The organism is Mesorhizobium album (genome assembly GCF_033977205.1).
GTDB lineage: Bacteria > Pseudomonadota > Alphaproteobacteria > Rhizobiales > Rhizobiaceae > Mesorhizobium > Mesorhizobium album.
On the sequence record NZ_JAVIIW010000001.1, the window covers coordinates 257,836 to 275,834 of the forward strand.

15 protein-coding genes are annotated in these 17,999 nt (G+C 64.1%); 7 read left to right on the top strand and 8 right to left on the bottom strand.

Going from position 1 to position 17,999, the window contains the following annotated elements; translation table 11 throughout:
• Positions 1–9: 9 nt before the first annotated feature.
• Positions 10–1,164: an ABC transporter substrate-binding protein gene (locus RFN28_RS01215; RefSeq protein ID WP_320285651.1), complete on the bottom strand. Its 1,155-nt coding sequence runs from the start codon at positions 1,162–1,164 to the stop codon at positions 10–12.
• Positions 1,165–1,369: 205 nt separating this feature from the next.
• On the bottom strand, positions 1,370–2,215 hold the full coding sequence (locus tag RFN28_RS01220; RefSeq protein WP_320285528.1) for a class I SAM-dependent methyltransferase: 846 nt from the start codon (positions 2,213–2,215) through the stop codon (positions 1,370–1,372).
• A gap of 84 nt (positions 2,216–2,299) precedes the next feature.
• Between RFN28_RS01220 and RFN28_RS01225 the strand changes: the two genes are divergently transcribed.
• A complete protein-coding gene (locus RFN28_RS01225) occupies positions 2,300–2,545 on the top strand; it encodes a MerR family transcriptional regulator (protein WP_320285529.1) in 246 nt (81 codons plus the stop codon).
• Between the two features lie 234 nt (positions 2,546–2,779).
• Here RFN28_RS01225 and RFN28_RS01230 read toward each other — a convergent pair whose 3' ends face one another.
• The gene (locus RFN28_RS01230; RefSeq protein ID WP_320285530.1) at positions 2,780–3,685 is read right to left on the bottom strand and encodes a LysR family transcriptional regulator; all 906 of its coding nucleotides are present in this window, start codon (positions 3,683–3,685) and stop codon (positions 2,780–2,782) included.
• A gap of 86 nt (positions 3,686–3,771) precedes the next feature.
• Here RFN28_RS01230 and RFN28_RS01235 point away from each other — a divergent pair, with 86 nt between their 5' ends.
• Both RFN28_RS01235 and RFN28_RS01240 read left to right on the top strand, forming a co-directional pair.
• Positions 3,772–4,221: an RrF2 family transcriptional regulator gene (locus tag RFN28_RS01235; protein ID WP_320285531.1), complete on the top strand. Its 450-nt coding sequence runs from the start codon at positions 3,772–3,774 to the stop codon at positions 4,219–4,221.
• A complete protein-coding gene (locus tag RFN28_RS01240) occupies positions 4,211–5,107 on the top strand; it encodes an NAD(P)/FAD-dependent oxidoreductase (protein ID WP_320285532.1) in 897 nt (298 codons plus the stop codon). The genes RFN28_RS01235 and RFN28_RS01240 overlap by 11 nt, the downstream gene beginning before the upstream one ends.
• A gap of 18 nt (positions 5,108–5,125) precedes the next feature.
• Here the strand turns inward: RFN28_RS01240 and RFN28_RS01245 are convergent, their stop codons facing one another.
• Entirely contained in the window at positions 5,126–5,890 is a 765-nt protein-coding gene (locus tag RFN28_RS01245; protein ID WP_320285533.1) for a DeoR/GlpR family DNA-binding transcription regulator, read from the bottom strand.
• A gap of 386 nt (positions 5,891–6,276) precedes the next feature.
• Between RFN28_RS01245 and RFN28_RS01250 the strand changes: the two genes are divergently transcribed.
• On the top strand, positions 6,277–7,176 hold the full coding sequence (locus RFN28_RS01250) for a phosphotransferase (RefSeq protein ID WP_320285534.1): 900 nt from the start codon (positions 6,277–6,279) through the stop codon (positions 7,174–7,176).
• A complete protein-coding gene (locus RFN28_RS01255; RefSeq protein WP_320285535.1) occupies positions 7,173–9,614 on the top strand; it encodes a GcvT family protein in 2,442 nt (813 codons plus the stop codon). Before RFN28_RS01250 ends, RFN28_RS01255 begins: the two co-directional genes overlap by 4 nt.
• Before the next feature lie 13 nt (positions 9,615–9,627).
• Here RFN28_RS01255 and RFN28_RS01260 read toward each other — a convergent pair whose 3' ends face one another.
• Positions 9,628–10,260: a class I SAM-dependent DNA methyltransferase gene (locus RFN28_RS01260; RefSeq protein WP_320285536.1), complete on the bottom strand. Its 633-nt coding sequence runs from the start codon at positions 10,258–10,260 to the stop codon at positions 9,628–9,630.
• Between the two features lie 97 nt (positions 10,261–10,357).
• On the opposite strand from RFN28_RS01260, the gene RFN28_RS01265 reads away from it, so the two are divergent.
• On the top strand, positions 10,358–11,257 hold the full coding sequence (locus RFN28_RS01265; protein WP_320285537.1) for a phosphotransferase: 900 nt from the start codon (positions 10,358–10,360) through the stop codon (positions 11,255–11,257).
• Here RFN28_RS01265 and RFN28_RS01270 read toward each other — a convergent pair.
• Both RFN28_RS01270 and RFN28_RS01275 read right to left on the bottom strand, forming a co-directional pair.
• A complete protein-coding gene (locus tag RFN28_RS01270; RefSeq protein ID WP_320285538.1) occupies positions 11,254–12,174 on the bottom strand; it encodes a DMT family transporter in 921 nt (306 codons plus the stop codon). The two genes, RFN28_RS01265 and RFN28_RS01270, sit on opposite strands and share 4 nt — an antisense overlap.
• Before the next feature lie 414 nt (positions 12,175–12,588).
• A complete protein-coding gene (locus RFN28_RS01275) occupies positions 12,589–13,869 on the bottom strand; it encodes an amidohydrolase family protein (protein ID WP_320285539.1) in 1,281 nt (426 codons plus the stop codon).
• Between the two features lie 319 nt (positions 13,870–14,188).
• Between RFN28_RS01275 and RFN28_RS01280 the strand changes: the two genes are divergently transcribed.
• Complete coding sequence (locus RFN28_RS01280; protein ID WP_320285540.1) at positions 14,189–15,943, top strand: ABC transporter ATP-binding protein; 1,755 nt, start codon at positions 14,189–14,191, stop codon at positions 15,941–15,943.
• Positions 15,944–16,117: 174 nt separating this feature from the next.
• On the opposite strand, the gene ilvD is transcribed toward RFN28_RS01280, so the two are convergent.
• Positions 16,118–17,962, bottom strand: coding sequence for a dihydroxy-acid dehydratase (gene ilvD, locus RFN28_RS01285; RefSeq protein ID WP_320285541.1), 1,845 nt, complete (start codon positions 17,960–17,962; stop codon positions 16,118–16,120).
• Between the last annotated feature and the right edge of the window lie 37 nt (positions 17,963–17,999).

A 17,999-nucleotide genomic window follows, 5' to 3' on the forward strand; every position in this document is an offset into this window, starting at 1 on the left:
TAAAGGAGATCACCGCCCGCCGATGACGCCGATATAGTCCGACACCCAGCGGTAGTACGGCACGCACTGGTCGTTCTGGCTGGCACATTTCGACACCGGCGTCTTCCAGAACTTGATCTTCTCGAAATTGTCGTAGCCGTTGGTCTTGCAGCCTTCCTCGCCGAGCAACTCGTTGCCCTTGCAGGCGGCCGGCACCACCGGCAGCGAGCCGAACCAGGACGAGACGTCGCCCTGGACCTTGGCCGACAGCGAGTGCTCGAGCCACATGTAAGCGCAATTCGGATGGGCGGCGTCGGCTTCCATCATGGTGGTGTCGGCCCAGCCAGTGACGCCTTCCTCCGGCACGGTCGAAGCGACCGGCTTCTTGGCGGCGACCAGCGTGTTCACCTGATAAGGCCATGAGCCGGAGGCAACCACGCCTTCGTTCTGGAAGTCGTCGACCTGGATCGCCGCATCATGCCAGTAGCGGCCGACCAGCGTGCGCTGCTTGCGCAGCAGGTCGAGCGCGGCCTTGTACTGATCTTCGTTGAGCTCGTAGGGATCCTTGATGCCGAGTTCCGGCTTGTGGAACATCAGGTAGTTGGCGGCATCCGCAATGTGGATCGGCCCGTCATAGGCCTGCACCCGGCCCTTGTTCGACTTGCCGTCGGGCAGGTTCATTTCCTCGAAGACGACGTTCCAGCTCTTGGGCGCTTCCTTGAAGACATCGGTGTTGTACATCAGGATGTTCGGGCCCCACTGATAGGGAACGCCGTAGTGCACCTTGTCGACGGTGAACCAGGGGGCGTCCTTCAGGCGCTCGTCGACCGTCTTCCAGCTCTTGATGAGATCGGTGTTGATCGGCTGCACGCGCTTGCCGGCGACGAGGCGCAGCGAAGCATCACCCGAAGCCGTGACGAGATCGAAGCCGCCCTCGTTCATCAGCGAGACCATCTCGTCCGACGTGTTGGCGGTCTTGACGTTGACCTTGCAGCCGGTCTCCTTCTCGAAGGCGGTCACCCAGTCGTAGTTCTTGTCGGTCTCGCCGCGCTCGATATAGCCCGGCCAGGCGACGATATTGAGCTCGCCCTCGCCCTTGCCGAGCTCCTTCACCTGGGCGATCGCCTGACCCGAGAAGGTCAGCGCAACCGTCAACGCCGTGCACGACTTCAGGAATGCATTCATCATCGATCTCCCATTTGGGCGCATGACCCCGAAACCGGTTTCGGTTTTCCGAAAGGATCATGCGCAAACCTGAACGCTGGAGCATTGCGCCCCGACAGCCGCGCTCCCGGGCGGCTTTGTTCCCTGGGCGAAAGGTGCTGTGAAAAATCCGGTTTCGCAATTTCATTTATCAGAAGGACGATATCGGATTTTCCGATAGCCGGCTTCAAGCCGCCGCCGTCACCAGCCAGCAGGCGGCATTGAAGCGAGCCTTACCGTCCTCCATGAAAGGCGCGAATGCACCAGGCAAGACCGTGGTGATTTTTTCGGCCGTTGCCTGGTCTACCTCGCGCAGCGCAGCGCCCACCGGCCCCAGCCGGGTGACATATGTCATCAGATCGCCGAAGGCGATCTGACACAGGACGTCCGCCTGTTCGACTTTGATTGACGACCAGCCGCTCGCTTCAAGGATCCGCTTCACCTTGGCGCCGTCGGCAAAGGCAAACTGCCCCGGCGCCTCGGGGTCTGGCACGGGCGCGGGCGGCAGGAAAGGCGCGGCCGCTCGCGCAGCGGTCGTCATGAAATCATTCTCGACCGGACTGCGCCAAGCGACAAAGGCGAGTTTGCCACCGCGCCTCGCGGCCTGTCTTATGTTGGTGAACGCGGCCACGGGATCATCGAAGAACATGACACCAAAGCGCGAAACAACAGTGTCGAAGTGCGCAGATTCGAACGCATATGTCTGGGCATCGCCCACTTCAAAACTTGCATTTGCCACCTTTTCCAGCCGCGCGCGCTCCGTCGCCAGGGCGACAAGCGGCCGCGAGATGTCCAGCCCAACACAACGTCCGTCGTTGCCGACGCGGCGCGCCATCGCCAGAGACGTGGCGCCGGCGCCGCAGCCGATATCCAGGACACTGCCCCCTTCTCCGGGATAGCCGGCATCCACTACGAGGCGCTCGAACGGCGCCAGTACCCCGTCGAGGATCGGCTGCATCTCGACCCAGGCCTTTCCGCTGACGTCATTCCAGAGAGCGGCTTGCTGTGTGTTTGGCTGCGCGGATTGCGGCATAACGGACCTCGCTTTCTGTTGCTCTCGCCGATCGTCGCGAGCACTCTACGAGTTCAAGCTGACTTCAGGTCAAGCATGAAAGATATGGACATTGCCGAAGTGTCGCGCCGCACCGGCGTGCCCGCCTCGACACTTCGTTACTACGAGGAGAAGGGCCTCATTGCCTCGATCGGCCGTCGCGGCCTGCGCCGCTTGTTCGACCCGGCCGTCCTGGAACGGCTCGCCTTGATCGCGCTTGGACGCGCGGGTGGATTCGCACTGGACGAAATTTCCTCGATGCTGACGCCCGACGGTCTGCCGAAAATGGATCAACGGCGCTTGGATGCCTAAGCGAACGAACTGGACTGGACCATCCAGCGCCTGACCGCGATCCGAGAGGCTTTGCGTCACGCCGCCCGATGTCCGGCCGTCCGGCCGATGGAGTGTCCGACGTTCCGGCGCGCCGTCAGGCTGGCCGGCGCCGGCCGCTTCGAGGTTGCTCCGATCGGTCCGTTCAAGGCGGAGGCGGTTCCCGCAACAAGGCGCAAGCGCAGGACTGGCGAAGTCAGCCTGGAGTAGGCCACACTAGCGGCGGACCATGCGCTGCGACTGGGCGAGGCCGATGAAATCGCGGGCGGCCTGCGGCAGGCTGGAACCACGGCGCCAGACCATGCCGACCTGGACGACCGGAAGCGAGCCGGAAATATCGCGAGATTCGATGCGGTCGCCTTCCAGCGACCAGGGGCGGTAGACGAGGTCGGGCAGAAGCGCTACGCCGGCCCCCGTCGCGACGAGGCTGCGCACGGCCTCGACCGAGCGCGTGCGAAAGGCGACGTGGGGTCTCGCGCCGATCGCCGCCAGCAGCTTGCCGGTGTTCTCCTCGATCTCATCGACGGTGAGCATGATCAGCGGCTCGGAGGCAATGTCGCCGATCGAGATGATATCGGCGCTGGCGAGCTTGTGACTGAGCGGCAGCCAAAGCCGATAGGCGGATACCTCGAGGATTTCGGATTGCAGCGCGGTGCGGTCGCGCAAATTCGAGGTGACCATGACGGCGATGTCGAGCTTGCCGCCGACCAGAAGGTGCTCGAGATAGTCGCCATTGTCCTCAATGGCCGAGACCTCGACGCCCGGATAGGCGCGACGGTAGCGGGCGAGCAGGTCGGAGAGCACATAGCCGGCCACCAGCGAGGTGACGCCGAGCTGCAGGCGGCCGCCGGCCGCCACCTGGTCGCCAAGGAAGGCGCGGCGCGCATCAGAGACATCGGCCAGGATCTTCTTCGCGTGGCGCAGGAACTGGTGGCCCTTGTGGGTGATGTTCAAGCCCCGCGGATGGCGCTCGAACAGCTCGACGCCAAGATCGCTCTCCAGCTCCTTGATCGCCTCGGTGACCGAGGATTGCGAGATGGAGAGGTTCTGCGCGGCGCCCGACACCGTGCCCTGCTCGGCGACGGCGACGAAGAACTGGAGCTGGCGGATGGTGAAAGCCATGACCGGACTAAACACTGCCAGCGCGACAGCGAAAAGGTCCAGCGAACAAAGTTGACGGCGGCCAGATTCGTAACTAACTAAGTTACATGAAACGCAATAGCCGACTGTCTTCCACGCTGCACATCCTTGTCCACATGGCGGAAGCACCCGATAAGGCGCTGACATCCGCGCAGCTTGCCGGCTTCATTCACACCAACCCGGTGGTGGTGCGCCGCACCGTCGCCGGCCTGCGCAATGCGGGCATCGTCACCTCCTCACGCGGCCATGGCGGCGGCTGGTTGCTCGGCCGCGCGCCGGAGAAGATCTCGCTGGCAGAGATCAGCGCAGCGCTCGGCGAAACGATGATGCCGTTCAGCACCGAGCCGGAAAGCCCGGGATGCCTAGTCGAGCAGGCGGTGATTGCCGCACTCGACGATTTTCGTCTCAGGGCGGAAAGGCTGCTCGCCGAGAAGCTCAGCCAAATCACGCTGGCCGACCTCACGGCCGATTTCCGCCGCCGCTATGACCTGATTGGAGTGTCGAGCCATGCAGTATGATGTGATCGTCGTTGGCGGCAGTTTTGCCGGCCTATCGGCTGCTATGCAGCCGGCGCGAGCGCGACGCAAGTTACTGGTGATCGATGCCGGTGAGCCGAGAAACCGCTTTGCAGAACATTCGCATGGCTTCCTTGGCCAGGACGGCCGCACGCCATCCGCCATCCTCGACGAAGCCAGGCGGCAATTGCTCGCCTACCCCACTGCCAGGATGGTCACCGGTCGAGCCGAGCGCGCCACCGTTGCCGGCAACGGCTTCGAGGTTCGCACCGACGGCGGCGAGATATTCGAGGCGAAACGATTGGTGCTCGCCAGCGGCGTGCGCGACATTCTGCCCAATGTTCCGGGCCTCGCCGGATTTTGGGGGAGAAAGGCGCTGCATTGTCCGTACTGCCACGGCTATGAAGTGGCCGGCGGCCCGCTCGGCGTGCTGGTGACCGGACCGATGTCGATGCACCAGGCGGAGCTGATTTCCGACTGGGGCGACCTCACGCTGTTCGGCGATGGCGTGTTCGAACCGGACGCCGACCAGGTGAGGATCCTGGAGAAGCGAAGGATTCGCTTCGAACCGGCGCCGGTGATCGAAATGCAAGACGACTATTCCGGCGGCCTCATCGTCAGACTCGATGGCGGCCGGAACGTTGGTGTCAGGGCAGTGTTCACCGCGCCTCGCAACGAGATGGCGAGCCCGCTCGCCGACCAGCTGGGCTGCGCTTTCAGCGAGGGCCCACTCGGCCGGGCGATCGCGGTGGACGACAAACAGCAGACGTCCGTGCCCGGCGTCTTCGCGGCAGGGGACGCGGCGCGCCTGATGCACAACATCGCCTTCGCCGTGTCGGGCGGGGCCATGGCCGGGGTCGCCGCCCATCAGTCGCTCGTGTTCGGCTAGATCGTAGTTTCGGCTGCGCTAGGCCACCGCGATGCTGAGCCGCGCCCCGGCCTGGCTGAGCGCGGCGGCGATGTCGCGCGGCGGCGGCTGGTCGGTGGCAAGCTCGGAAAAGCCATCGAAGCCGCAGACCTGGACCAAGCCCTGGCGGCCGAACTTGGTGTGATCGGTGATGACCAGCGAGCGCTGGCCGCGCGACAGCACCATGCGGGCGAATTCGGCTTCTTCCAGCTCGTAGTCGGTGAGGCCGGCGACGGCATCGACCGCGCCGATGGAGATCACCGCGTGATTGACCGAGAAGCGGCTGACGAATTCAATCGCCGTGACGCCGAGGGCGGCGCCTGAATCGCTGCGCAATTCGCCGCCTGCCATGTAGACCTTGTTGCCGTTCACGGTCGCCAGCGTGCGGGCGATGTCGGACGAGTTGGTGACCACCAGCAGCCGGCGATGGCCGAGCAGCTCGCGCGCCAGGAACGAGGTGGTGGTGCCGGTGTCGAGCATGATCGACTCGCCGTCGCGGATGGTGGCCGCGACCATGCGAGCAATCAGGCGCTTGGCCTCGGCATTCTCGCGCATGCGGCGCTCGAACGGCGCCTCGCCCGCCATCGACGGCAGGCTGACGGCGCCATGCATCTTGAGGATCGATCCCTCGTCGGTGAGCGGCTTTACGTCGCGCCGCACCGTCTCCAGCGACACGCCCAGCCGCTCGGCCAGGCTGGCGATGGTGATCGTGCCCTCCTCGCTGAGCAGCCGCAGGATCTCGCCATGCCGTTTGGAATGGATCATGTGGATGTCCGGGGATTTTGACCGATTCTAAGGCATTCCTAACGTTTTTAAAGGAATTGCTTATATTTTCGGGCAAAACACCCAAAAAAGGTCACAGCTTTTTATTGACAGCCGGGTCGCGCTGGCATGAGATCACTCCCGTGACAGGCTCGGAACTGCCACTGGAGGGTGATGGCAGAGCCGCAATCGACCGAGCAGATCTTCTGGAACGTGCCTGACGCGAGCTTTTTTCGAATCCGCGGGGGCGGATGCCGGGATCCTAGACCTGGCCCAGGGGCTCGTCGGTGCGGCGCGGGATATCGATCCCGCCGTTCCGCACCGACGAGGCTTTTCTGTTTTCTCTTACCATCGCTTTCTCCAAAGCTGGCTGGAGCAGGAACAAACCCGTGAGTGCCCCCGCAGTTGCCGAAGACCGTATCCGTGCCCTGCCCTGCTGGAGCGGCAGCATCGAGATCGAACCGCTGCCGGGCGGCCTCAGCAACGCCAACTATGTCGTCACCGACGCCGCCGGGCGGCATGTCGTGCGCTTCGGCCAGGACTTCCCGTTTCATCATGTCTTTCGCGAGCGCGAGGTGATGACGGCGCGGGCAGCGCATGCGGCGGGCTTCGCGCCGGCCGTGCATTATGCCGAGCCCGGAATTCTGGTGACGGAATTTCTCGGCGCCAGGACCTTTGTCGCCGAGGACGTGCGCGCCAATCTCGGCCGCGTGGCGGCGCTGCTGCGCGGCTTCCACCGCGAGATGCCGAACCATGTCTCCGGCGCCGGCTTCATGTTCTGGGTGTTTCATGTCATCCGCGACTATGCGCGCACGCTGGACGAAGGCGGCAGCCGCAAGAGGGACGATCTGCCGCGCTACCTGACGCTCGCGGACGAGCTCGAACGGGCGCAGAAGCTTTTGCCGATCGTCTTCGGCCACAATGATCTTTTGCCGGCGAACATCCTCGACGACGGCAAGAGGCTGTGGCTGATCGATTTCGAATATGCCGGCTTCAACACGGCCATGTTCGATCTCGCCGGGGCCGCCTCCAATGCCGGCATGAACGACGAGGAGTCCTTCGCCTTCCTGACCGCCTATTTCATGAAGGAGCCGGACAGCGAGATCCGCCGCTCGCACGCGGCCATGCAGTGCGCCTCACTGCTGCGCGAGGCGATGTGGAGCATGGTCTCCGAGCTCTACCTCGACGCGCCCGGCATCGACTACGTCGCCTATACCGAGGAGAACCTGGTGCGGCTCGATGCGGCGCTGGAAAACTACCGGACGAAATACGGAAGACTAACCCCATGACCTTGCCCAGCCATGCCGGGATCGTAGTCATCGGCGGCGGCATCATCGGCTGCTCGACCGCCTATCACCTGGCGCGCGACCACAAGGCCGACGTGGTGCTGCTGGAGCAAGGCAAGCTGACCTCGGGCTCGACCTGGCATGCGGCCGGCCTGGTCGGTCAGTTGCGCTCGTCGGCCTCGATCACCCGCGTGCTCAAATATTCGGTCGAGCTCTACAAGGGGCTGGAGACCGAGACGGGGCTTGCCACCGGCTGGAAGATGACCGGGTGTCTTAGGCTCGCCACCAACGTCGACCGCTGGACCGAGTTCAAGCGGCTGGCAACGACCGCCAAAAGCTTCGGCATGGACATGCAGTTGCTGTCGCCCGCCGAGGTGAAGCGCATGTGGCCGCTGATGGAAACCGGCGACCTCGTCGGCGCCTCCTGGCTGCCGACCGATGGGCAGGCGAGCCCCTCCGACATCACGCAATCGCTCGCCAAAGGCGCACGCTTGCATGGTGCAAAACTGTTCGAGGACGTGCGCGTCACCGGCTTCGAGATGAAGGACGGCCACATCACGGCAGTGAAGACCGAGAAGGGCGACATTGCCTGCGACAAGGTGGTGAACTGCGCCGGACAATGGGCAAGGCAGGTCGGGGCGATGGCCGGCATCAACGTGCCGCTGCAGCCGGTCAAGCACCAATACATCATCACCGAAAAGATCGAAGGGCTCGCCAGCGACGCTCCGACGATCCGCGATCCCGACCGCCGCACCTATTTCAAGGAAGAGGTCGGCGGGCTGGTGATGGGCGGCTACGAGCCGAACCCGCAAGCCTGGACGACAAGAGACGTTCCCAACGACTGGGAATTCCGCCTGTTCGACGACGATTACGATCACTTCGAGCAGCATATGAGCCAAGCGATCGAGCGCGTGCCGGCACTGGCCAACGTCGGCGTCAAGCAGATGATCAACGGGCCGGAAAGCTTCACGCCGGACGGCAATTTCATTCTCGGCGCGGCGCCCGAATGCGCCAATATGTTCGTCGGCGCCGGCTTCAACGCCTTCGGCATTGCGTCGGGCGGCGGCGCCGGCTGGGTGCTGGCGCAATGGGTGGTCGACGGCGAGGCGCCGCTCGACCTCTGGGTGGTCGATATCGGGCGCTTTTCCGGTCTGCACCGCGACCGCGACTGGGTCCGCGACCGCACGCTGGAGGCCTATGGCAAGCACTACACGATCGGCTTCCCGCACGAGGAATATCTCTCGGGCAGGCCGCGTATCGTCTCGCCGCTCTATGAGCGGCTGAAGAGGCAGCGCGCGGTGTTTGGCTCGAAGCTCGGTTGGGAGCGGCCGAACTGGTTCGCGCCCGACGGCGTGGAGCCGCAGGACGTCTATTCAATGGGCCGGCAGAACTGGTTCGGCCCGGTCGGCGACGAGCACCGGCATGTGCGCGAGAAGGTCGGCATCTTCGACCAATCCTCCTTCGCCAAATATGAGATGACCGGCGCCGATGCGCTGAAGGCGCTCGACTGGATCTGCGCCAACGATGTCGACAAGCCGGTCGGCCGGCTGACCTACACGCAGCTCCTCAACACGCGCGGCGGTATCGAGGCGGACCTCACCGTGGCGAGGCTCGGCGAGGAAAGGTTTTACATCGTCACCGGCACCGGCTTCCGCACGCATGATCTGTCGTGGATCGGCGATCATGTCGGCCAGGGCCTCGACGCCAGGCTGGAAGACGTCACCGAGGATTTCGGCACGCTGTCGCTGATGGGGCCGCGCGCCCGCGACGTGCTGTCGGCGGTGACGGATGCCGATGTCTCCAACGCCGCCTTCCCCTTCGGCCACGCGCGCGAGATCAACATCGCCGGGCATACGGTGCGGGCGCTGCGGGTGACCTATGTCGGCGAGCTCGGCTGGGAACTGCACGTGCCGATCGCCGCCACGGGCGAGATCTTCGATGCGCTGATGGCGGCGGGGAAGAAGCACGGCATCCGCCCGGTCGGTTACCGGGCGCTGGAATCGCTGCGGCTGGAAAAGGGCTATCGCGCCTGGGGCTCCGATATCACGCCGAACGACACGCCGCAGGAGGCTGGCCTCGGCTGGGCGGTGAAGCTCAGGAAGAACACCGACTTCGTCGGACGGCGGGCACTGGGGAAGCTGGCCGGCAAGCCGCTGACCAAACGCTTTGCCGGCTTCACGGTCGACGATCCGGAGGTGGTTCTGGTCGGGCGCGAAACGATCCTGCGCAACGGCGAGCCGGTCGGTTATCTCACCAGCGGCGGCTATGGCTACACGGTGGAAAAGAACATCGGGTATGGCTATGTGCGCAACGCCGAAGGCGTCAGCGACGATTTCCTTACTTCAGGCGCCTACGAGCTGGTGGTGGCGATGGAACGCGTGCCGGCAAAAATCCATCTCGAGCCGATGTACGATCCGGCCGGGAAGAAGATAAAGGCTTGAGCCAGAGAAGCTGTCAGCCGACGCGCAGGACCAGGCCCCTGCTCGGCACCGTGTCGCCCTCGCCAGGCATCGAGGCGTAAGGTCGCGTCTCTTCTAGGCGGGTTATGGCGCCTTGCGCTTCCAGCTCGGCGATGCGGTCGGCAAAGCCGCCCTGCCACAGCGTGTTCTTGACCGTCAGCACGATGATGCCGCCCGGGCGGCAGATGCGGATCAGCTCGTCCAGTCCTTCGATCCCGACATGGCCAGAGGTGAAGACGCCGGCCGAGACGATGCCGGCATAATAGCCGTCGGCGAAGGGCAAGGGTCCGCCCAGCGCCAGCCGATGCAGCGCCGTGTAGACGCCCTTTGCGGTCGCCCGGTCCAGCATGCCTTGCGAGATGTCGAGCGCCTCGACGCGTGGATAGCCGGTGATGGCGAGCCACTCGCCGATCAGGCCGGTGCCGGCCCCCGCATCGAGCAAAGGCTCGGCGCCGCGCGGCAGGTAACGGGCAAGCAGCGCGAGACATATCGTCGGATGGCGATAGCCGGCCGCCGACATATCGGCGTCATAGGTCTGCGCCCAACGGTCATAGACCGCGGCAACCTCGTCCGGCCGGGTCGCCGCGTAAGCCGCGCTCAATGCGTTGTTGTGCTTGCCGTCCGTCATTGCCGCTCCCGCCGATTCTTGCTCATCGGATGATAGCCAAGCAGCAAAAACTGTGGAAGCGTCAGAGCCACAACAATGACGTGAAGGGGGACACGACATGAATGACGAACTGCGCGCCGCGCTGGCCTCCATTCCTATGCTTAGCGGCTATGACGGACCGCTGGAGCGGCTGGGTGGGCTCACCAATCTCGTCTACAGGGCCGGCAATGTCTGTGTGCGCATTCCTGGCAAGGGCACGCAGGAATATATCAACCGCGCCAACGAGGCAGTGGCGGCGCGCGAGGCGGCGAAGGCCGGCGTCAGCCCCGAGGTGCTCTATGTCGATCCCGCAACCGGCCTGATGGCGACGCGCTTCGTCGCCGGCGCCGAGACGATGTCGCCGGAAAAATTCAAGGCCAGACAAGGCAGCCCGGCGCGTGCCGGCGAGGCCTTCCGCAAGCTGCATTCGTCGGGCGCTGCCTTTCCCTTCCGCTTCGAATTGTTTGCGATGATCGACGACTATTTGAAGGTGCTGTCGACCAAGGATGTTGCGTTGCCTCCAGGCTATCACGACGTGGTGCGGGAGGCAGAAGTGGTGCGCGAAGCACTCGCCGCCCACCCCATCCAGCTTGCTGCCTGCCATTGCGATCCGCTCTGCGAAAACTTCCTCGATACGGGCGAGCGGATGTGGATCGTCGACTGGGAATATTCCGGAATGAACGATCCGCTGTGGGACCTCGGCGACCTCTCCGTCGAAGGCAGGTTCGACGCCGCGCAGGACGAGGCGCTGATGCGCGCCTATTTCGGGGGCGAGGCGAGACCGACCGAGCGCGGCCGCGTCGTCATCTACAAGGCGATGTGCGACCTGCTCTGGACGCTGTGGGGCCTGATCCAACTCGCCAACAACAACCCGGTCGACGATTTCCGCGCCTACGCCGACGGCCGCTTCGCCCGCTGCAAGGCGCTGATGGAGACAGATGAGTTCTCACGGCATCTGGCAGCGATACGAGAGGGCTAATTGACGCCCTTCGGCACGTTCTCCGGCGGCACCACAGTTTCCACTACCTTCTGACGGTGGAAGATGAACATGCCGGCAAACACGACGATGGCCGAGCCGACGAGGATCCGTGGGCTCGGCACGTCGCCGAAGAAGACAAGACCGAAGACCACCGCCCACAGAAGCAGGCTGTAATGCAGCGGCGCCAGCGTCGAGGCCGGCGCCAGCTTCAGCGCGCGGGTGATCATCAGATGGGCGGCGCAGGAGACGACGCCGAGCAAAAGCATGGCGCCGAAATCGAGCGCGGACGTCGCGCGCCAGGCGCCGATGGTGAACGCCCCGCCGACAATCAGCGTGCCGATGGTCTGCCAGGTGACCAGCGTGGTGTCGCTTGTGCCACGCAAGCGCCGGCCGAGAATAATGGCGAAGCCGAAGGCTATACTGCCGATCAGCGCATAGGTCGACGACAGCGAGAAGGCCGCCGAGGAGGGTTTCAGGATGATCAGTACGCCGCAGAAGCCGACCAGGATCGCCAGCCAGCGCCGCCAACCGACCTTCTCGCCGAGCAAAAGATGTGAGAGCGCTGCGACATAGATCGGGCCGGCCATATAGAAGCTCATCACGTCGGCGAGCGGCAGATAGACCACGGCGGCGTAGAAGAGCCCGGTGTCGAGCGTGGTCGCTACGACGCGCAGGAGCTGCAGAACCGGTCGTTCCATCTGAAACAGCTTGCTCGCACCCTGGTTGGCGATCATCGGCCCGAGCACGAAGAAGGCGCCGATGGAGCGGATCAGCACCACCTGGCCGACGGAGAAGGAGGCGACCAGCCATTTGCCCATGGCGTCGTTCAACGCGAACATGAAGTCGCCGGCCAGCATCAAGAGGATGCCAGCGAGCAGGACGTTCCGGATCGTGAAATTGCGGGCGAGTGAAGCCATGCGGCTCCCTAGCTGCACGCAGCCGGTTTGACGAGGGAAATCCGTAGAACCAGCGGCGGAAACGAGGTAGGGCGAAACGTTGGAACTTGGTCATCCACGGGCGGAGCGGGAGCGAAGCGGACGCGCAGACCCGAGGATCCATGCCGTGACCTCGCGCGACGAGTGAAAGCGGTGCAGAACAGACGACGTTCTGAACCGCTGCAACTCTCATAAGTAATGGCAGGATCCTATGGTCTACGCCGCGTCGCTTCGCTCCTTGCTTCGCCATAGGATGACGAAGTGGCGAGCGTTCCGGCCAATCGCGAACCGTTCATGATGCTATGTCCCAAACGAAGCAAATCGCTGACTTTGGAGATTGGCCGAAGCGCGCTGTCCGTCCAAGCCGGCGACCGGTCAAACCGAGACGCCAGAGACTTATGCTGTTTTATGTCTTCGGTTGACCCTCTCCGGGCGGCCGGCGATCGACAGCTTGGTCTCCTGCTGCGTCCGTTCGGCCACGACCTTGCCCCTGGCGATGACGCACAGGCGTTCCGGACGAAGACGTACCGCTTCGATCGGATTGCCGGCATCGAGCACGACGAGGCTGGCGCGCTTGCCGACAGCGAGGCCGAGATGGTCGAGGCTCATGATCTCGGCATTGACGTTGGTCACCATGTCGAAGCAGCGCGCCATATCGGCCGGGCTCGACATCTGCGCGACGTGCAGGCCCATGAAGGCAACGTCGAGCATGTCGGCGGTGCCCAGCGAATACCAGGGATCGAGCACGCAATCCTGGCCCCAGCCGACGCGGATGCCGAGCGCCAGCATCTCCTTCACCTGCGTGAGGCCGCGCCGCTTCGGGAAGGTGTCGTGGCGCCCCTGCAGCATGATGTTGATTAGCGGATTGGGGATGGCAGAGACGCCGGCTTCGGCGATCAGCGGCAGGAGCTTCGAGACGTAGTAATTGTCCATCGAGTGCATCGAGGTGAGATGCGAGCCGGCCACCCTGCCCTGCAGGCCGAGGCGCTGGGTCTCATAGGCAAGCTGCTCGATATGGCGCGACAGCGGGTCGTCGGTCTCGTCGCAATGCATGTCGACCATCAGGCCGCGCTTGGCGGCGATCTCGCAAAGCTCCGTCACCGAGCGGGTGCCGTCGGCCATGGTGCGCTCGAAATGCGGGATGCCGCCGACGATGTCGACGCCCATATCCAGCGCGCGGATGGTGTTTTCGCGCGCGGTCGGCGAGCGATAGAACCCGTCTTGCGGAAAGGCGACCAGTTGCAGGTCTATGTAGGGCGCGACCGTCTTCTTCACGTCGAGCAGGGCTTCCACCGCGAGCAGCCGGTCGTCGCAGACGTCGACATGGCTGCGGATGGCGAGAAGGCCCATCGACACCGCCCAGTCGCAATAGGCGAGCGCGCGGTCACGCACCGCCTCATGCGTCAAAAGCGGCTTCAACTCGCCCCAGAGCGCAATGCCTTCAAGCAACGTGCCCGACGCGTTGATGCGCGGAATGCCGTAGGAAAGCGTGGCGTCCATATGGAAGTGCGGATCGACAAAGGGCGGCGAGACGAGATTGCCGCGCGCGTCGACCTCGGTCCGTGCCGAGCCCTGCAGTTCCGGCTCGATGGCGGCAATGGTCTCGCCGGCGATGCCGATATCGGCAATCCTGCCGTCCGGCAGCGTGCCGCCGCGCACGATGAGGTCGAAATCCATCTGTCGTCATCCCCTTAGTAGAATTAGCAACCATCGTGGCCGAAAAGACGGTCCGCCGCAGCCGTTTCATTGCCTGGCGGCGAAAGGTTTCCTCCGGCGGCAACTCGCTCTATAAGCCGCCTCTCGCCCTCGTGGCGAATCCGAAATTCGTTCAGAGACTGTTTGGAAATCCTACTCCGGCGGCCATCTGATGGCGTTTTCTGCGCTTCCGTTGCTCACGGACCAAATGTCCGCTGCGCTACAGTCCTCGAAAACACCACCATATGACTCGCCAGAGCGAATTTCGAAACCGTCTCTAGCCAGGCATGGGATCGGCCGTTTGTTTCGTTTCTTCCGCTCGACGGAGAACCAGCGCCTTGTCGCAAGGCTGGTGAGGGAATCCTTCCGGGAGCATAAATTCGGCTATGGCGCCGCCATAATGTCGATGCTGGTGGTGGCAGCCATGACGGGCGCCAGCGCCTGGATCCTGCGCGAGATCACCAACGAATTCGTGATCTACAAGCGGATCGACCGCGTCAACCTGATCGCCGCCGCGGTCGCAGTGATCTTCCTGCTCAAGGGTGTGGCCAATTTCGTCCAAGCCTATTTCATGAGCCGCGTCGGCAACGCCATCATCGCCGACCGGCAGCGCAAGATCTATGACCGGATCCTGGCGCAAGGCATCGAGTTCTATCATTCGACCTCGTCGTCCGACCTGATCACGCGCATGACCAACAATGCACAGGCAGCGCGCAGTGTGCTCGACCTCGTCGTTACTTCCTATGTGCGGGACCTGGTAACATTGGTCGTGCTGGTGCTGGTCATGGTCTGGCAGCAGCCGGCGCTGTCGCTGATCTGCTTCGTCGCCGGGCCGGTCGCCATCTACGGCGTCAACCGCATCCTGAAGCGCGTGCGCAAGATCGCCCAGATGGAGTTCCGCTCGCTCGGCCAGGTCGTGCATGTGATGCAGGAGACGGCGATCGGCGTGCGTGTCGTCAAATCCTTCAATCTCGAAGGCGCGATGCGCAAGCGCATGTACAAGGCCGTCTCGGATGTGCAGAACCGCGCCAACAACATCGCAACGCTGGAGGCAGCCACCAGCCCGGTGATGGAAACGCTTGCCGGCCTGGCGATCGCCGGTGCCGTGCTGGTCAGCGGCTTCCTGGTGCTGGAAGGCGGCCAGATGCCGGGCAACATCATGGCCTTCATCGCAGCCCTTCTGCTCGCCTATGAGCCGGCAAAGCGCCTGGCGCGCGTACGCATCTCGCTTGAGACCGGCATCGTCGGCGTGCGCATGATGTTCCAGCTTGCCGACCGGCCGCTGACGCTCGCCGAAAAGCCCGACGCCAAGCCGTTGCAGCCGGGCCCCGGCGAAATCCGCTTCGACAATGTCAGCTTCGCCTATCCGGAGGGCCCGCTGGTGTTCGAAGGCTTCAACCTGACCTTCGCACCGGGCAAGATGACGGCGCTGGTCGGCCCATCGGGCAGCGGCAAGTCGACGATCCTCAACCTGATCATGCGCATGTATGACCCGCAGAGCGGCAAGGTGATGTTCGACGGCCAGGACATCTCCTTTGCAACAATCGCTTCGCTTCGTGAAAAGATCGCCTATGTCAGCCAGGACACGTTCCTGTTTGCCGGCACGATCATGCACAACATCCGCCTCGGCCGGCAGGACGCGACCGACGAGGAGGTGATCGCCGCCGCCAAGGCCGCCAACGCCCACGACTTCATCAGCGCCATGACCAAGGGCTACGAGACGGAAGTGGGCGAGAACGGCTCGCTGCTCTCCGGCGGCCAGCGCCAGCGCATCTCGATCGCCCGCGCCATGCTGCGCAACGCCGAGATCCTGCTGCTCGACGAAGCGACCAGCGCGCTCGATGCGGAGTCGGAAGCGTTGTTCCGCGACGCGCTGCAGCAGCTCGCCATCGGGCGCACGACGATCGTGATCGCCCACCGCCTGTCGACCGTGCACCAGGCCGACACCATCGTGGTGCTGGAAAACGGCAAGGTGCTGGAAAGTGGTGAGCACAAGACCCTGCTCAAGCAGGGCGGGCTCTATCAGAAGCTCTATGAATATCAGCTGATGCCGTGAGTGGGGCACGGCCCTCCCCTCTCCCTTGTGGGAGAAGGTGGATCGGCGCGCAGCGCCGAGACGGTTGAGGGGTGTTGGACGGAGCGAGACGCCGGCGTTCCCTGGAACCCCTCATCCGGCCGAGCTTCGCTCGGCCACCTTCTCCCACAAGGGGAAAAAGGGAAGGTCGTGCCCTTATTCCGGCACTTTCCTTACAGCGCCCTTATCGGCGCTGGTGGCGAAGGCGGCGTAGGCGCGCAGCGCCGCCGTCACCTTGCGCTTGCGCTTTTCTTCCGGCTTCCAGGCATCGGCACCCTTCGCCACCATTGCGGCGCGGCGGGCGTCGAGCTCGGCGTCGCTGACGGCGAGATGGATCTTGCGGTTCGGGATGTCGATCTCGATCGTGTCGCCTTCCCGGACCAGTCCGATCAGCCCGCCTTCGGCGGCTTCCGGCGAAACATGGCCGATCGACAGGCCCGAGGTGCCGCCGGAGAAGCGGCCGTCGGTGATCAGCGCGCAGGCTTTGCCGAGGCCCTTCGACTTCAGATAGCTGGTCGGGTAGAGCATCTCTTGCATGCCCGGACCGCCGCGCGGTCCCTCATAGCGGATGACGACGATGTCGCCCGCCTTGATCTCGTTGCCGAGGATCGCCTTGACGGAGGCGTCCTGGCTCTCGAAGACGCGGGCCGGGCCGGTGAATTTCAGGATCGACTCGTCGACGCCGGCCGTCTTCACGATGCAGCCATCGAGCGCCAGATTGCCCTTCAGCACGGCAAGGCCGCCATCCTTGGAGAACGGCGTCTTGGCCGAGCGGATGACGCCCTTCTCGCGGTTCGTGTCGAGCTCGTCCCAACGCCGGTCCTGGCTGAAGGCGACCTGCGTCGGCACACCGCCGGGCGCGGCGCGGAAAAATTCGCGCACATTCTCGGCCGAGGTACGGGCGATATCCCAATGGTCGAGCGCTTCACCGAGGGTTGCCGTATGCACCGTCGGCAGATCGCGATTGATCAGGCCGGCCTGGTCGAGTTCGCCGAGGATGGCCATGATACCGCCGGCGCGGTGGACGTCCTCCATATGCACGTCGGCCTTGGCGGGCGCCACCTTGCAGAGCACCGGCACTTTCCGCGACAGCCGGTCGATATCCTCCATGGTGAAGTCGACCTCGCCCTCGTGTGCTGCGGCAAGGATGTGCAGCACCGTGTTGGTCGAACCGCCCATGGCGATGTCGAGCGCCATGGCGTTCTCGAAGGCACCCTTGGAGGCGATGCTGCGTGGCAGCGCACTTTCGTCCTCCTGCTCGTAATAGCGCTGGGCGAGATCGACGATCAGATGGCCGGCCTCGACGAACAGGCGCTTGCGGTCGGCGTGCGTTGCGAGCGTCGAGCCGTTGCCGGGCAGCGAGAGGCCGAGCGCCTCGGTCAGGCAGTTCATCGAGTTCGCCGTGAACATGCCGGAGCAGGAGCCACAGGTCGGGCAGGCCGAGCGCTCTATGACCTTGACGTCCTCATCGGAAATCTTGTCGTCGGCGGCGGCGACCATGGCGTCGACCAGGTCGAGCGCCTGCGCCTTGCCGGCCAGCACCACCTTGCCGGCCTCCATCGGGCCGCCGGAGACGAAGACAGTCGGGATGTTGAGGCGCAGCGAGGCCATCAGCATGCCGGGAGTGATCTTGTCGCAATTGGAGATGCAGACCATGGCGTCGGCGCAATGCGCGTTGACCATGTATTCGACGGAGTCGGCGATCAGCTCGCGCGACGGCAGCGAATAGAGCATGCCGTCGTGGCCCATGGCGATGCCGTCGTCGACGGCGATGGTGTTGAACTCCTTGGCGACGCCGCCGGCTTTCTCGATCTCTCGAGCGACAAGCTGGCCGAGGTCCTTCAGATGCACATGGCCCGGCACGAACTGGGTGAAGGAGTTGACCACCGCGATGATCGGCTTGCCGAAATCCGAATCCTTCATGCCGGTGGCGCGCCACAGGCCGCGGGCGCCGGCCATGTTGCGGCCATGGGTGGTGGTGCGGGAACGATAGGCAGGCATCGAATTGTCCTTGCTGGCTGGCCGCGCCAAAGCGAGG